Origin of the sequence: Allobosea sp. (assembly GCF_048595345.1) — a bacterium.
GTDB lineage: Bacteria > Pseudomonadota > Alphaproteobacteria > Rhizobiales > Beijerinckiaceae > Allobosea.
This window is the reverse complement of record NZ_JBMDWH010000004.1, coordinates 1-2,390: the sequence shown is the minus strand read 5'-3', so window position 1 is coordinate 2,390 and position 2,390 is coordinate 1. Positions and strand designations below refer to the sequence as shown.

Annotated in this window: 2 protein-coding genes; one reads left to right on the top strand and one right to left on the bottom strand. The window is 66.4% G+C overall.

The genetic code is table 11. The features are described 5' to 3' along the window. A partial coding sequence (locus ACOJTB_RS00610) for an alpha/beta hydrolase (protein WP_420100573.1) occupies nucleotides 1–1,554 on the top strand: 1,554 nt, incomplete at its 5' end. Nucleotides 1,555–1,642: 88 nt separating this feature from the next. Here ACOJTB_RS00610 and ACOJTB_RS00605 read toward each other — a convergent pair. Further along, a partial coding sequence (locus ACOJTB_RS00605; RefSeq protein ID WP_420100572.1) for a branched-chain amino acid ABC transporter substrate-binding protein occupies nucleotides 1,643–2,390 on the bottom strand: 748 nt, incomplete at its 5' end.

The following is a 2,390-nucleotide window of genomic DNA, read 5'->3' as shown; positions in this document are numbered from 1 at the left end:
CTTTTGCCGCGCACCTATGTCACGCAGGGCATTCTTTCCGGCGTCGCCATGGCCTGCGGCTATGGACTGGGCGTCGCGCTTGCCGCGCTCTGGCGCTGGTTCGAGCTGCCGGTGACGCAGGGGCCGGTGCGGCTGTGGCTTCGGGTCGCAGCCGGCGCGTTCTGCGCCATCGTAGTGCTCGTCTTCCTCTGGCGGGCGGCCGAGTGGCAGAATTCCATCCGCACGCTGATGCATCTGCCGCCGATCGAGACGGCGCATCCGTTCTATGTCGGCGCCATCGCGCTCGGCATCTTCCTGCTCCTGCTTGCCGTCGGCAAGCTGTTCGCCCTCGTCGTGCGGCTCATTGCCAGCACGACGCGCGTCGCCGCGCCGCGACGGCTCTCCTACGTCATCGGCACGGCGCTCGCCGCCACGCTGTTCTGGACCATGGCCGACGGGCTGCTGCTGCGCTTCGTGCTGCACACGGCGGATTCGTCCTTCCGGCGGCTCGACCAGGTCATCGAGCCCGACACGGAGGAGCCGTCCGATCCGCTGAAATCGGGAAGTGCCGCCTCGCTGGTGCGCTGGGACGAGCTTGGCCGCATGGGGCGCTCCTTCGTGGCGAGCGGCCCCTCGGCGCAGGACATTGCCTCCTTCACCGGCAAGCCGGCGGTCGAGCCGTTGCGCGTCTATGCCGGGCTCAATGCAGCGGAAACGCCGGAGGCGCGCGCGAAGATCGCGCTCGACGAGCTGATCCGCGTCGGCGGCTTCGAGCGCTCGACGCTGCTGGTCGTGATGCCGACGGGCACCGGCTGGATCGATCCCGAGGCTCTGGATACGGTCGAATACCTGCACCACGGCGATATCGCGAGCGTCGCCATCCAGTATTCCTATCTTGCAAGCTGGCTGTCGCTGATCGCCGAGCCGGATTATGGCGCGGAGGCGGCCCGCGCGCTGTTCCGCGCCGTCTACAATCACTGGACGACGCTGCCGAAGGACAGCCGTCCGAAGCTCTATCTCTACGGTCTCAGCCTCGGTGCGCTGTCGTCGGAACAGTCCGCCGAACTGTTCGAGATGATCGGCGATCCCTATCAGGGGGCGTTGTGGGCGGGGCCGCCGTTTCCCAGCCGCATCTGGCGCAAGATGACCGCCGACCGCAATCCCGGTACGCCGGCCTGGCTGCCGCGCTTCCGCGACGGCTCCTATGTGCGCTTCACCAGCCAGAAGAACGTGCTGCCCGAGGCCGGCGACCATTGGGGGCCGATGCGCATCGTCTACCTGCAATATGCCAGCGATCCCGTGACCTTCTACGATCCCTATTCGCTCTACCGCCAGCCCGCCTGGATGGCCGTGCCGCGCGGGCCGGATGTCTCGCCGGACTTCCAGTGGTACCCCGTCGTCACCTTCCTGCAACTGACGCTCGACATGGCGATGGCCACCACCGCACCGATGGGCCTGGGCCATGTCTATGCCGGCGAGCACTATATCGACCCATGGATCGCCGTCACCGATGTGCGAGACTGGAGCGATGCCGATATCGCACGCCTGAAGGAGAAGTTCCGCGCCGGGCGATAAACCTTCAAGGGATGAGGGGCAGCATCCTTTCCACAAACAAAAACGCCGGGGCAGGGCCCCGGCGTTCGCATCTCCAGATCGCGCCGGCTTACTCGGCGGAGACGATCTTGCCGTCTTCCCACTTGAAGAGCGAGAAGCTCTGCGAGGTGAGGTCGCCGGTCTCGCCGTAGGTCAGCTTGCCGATGGCGGTGGGGATCTCTTCGCCGGACTTCAGCGCGGTCGCGACAGCGGCCGGGTCATCGGCGCTGCCGGCCTTTTCGATGCCGGCCTTCAGCACTTCCACGGCGGCATAGGCATTGAGCGTGAAGGCTTCCGGCGGGATGCCCTTTTCCTTGAGCGCTGCGACGGCGGCCGAGGAATCGGGGTTCTTCAGCGCATCGGATGCGTTGGTGAACAGCGTGCCGGCAGCGGCTTCGTTGCCGATCGCCCAATATTCGCTGTTCGACAGGCCTTCGCCGCCGATGATGGTGGCGTTGACCGAAAGGTCCTTCAGCTGGCGCGCGAGCAGGCCGCCTTCCGGGTGATAGCCGCCGAAATAGATGACTTCGACGCCATCGGCCTTGAGGCGGGTGAGCAGCGAGGAGAAGTCCTTCTCGCCCGGCGTGACGGAATCATAGAGCGCCTCGGTGATGCCGCCGGCATTGATCGCCGCCTTGAACGCATCGGCAAGGCCCTTGCCGTAGGCGCCCTTGTCGTGGATCACGGCGACCTTCTTGTCCTTCAGGTTCTTCAGGACATAGGCGGCGGCGACTTCGGCCTGCTGGTCGTCGCGGCCGCAGGTGCGCAGCACGTTGGTGAGGCCGCGGGCCGTAAGATCCGGAGCGGTCGCGGTCGGC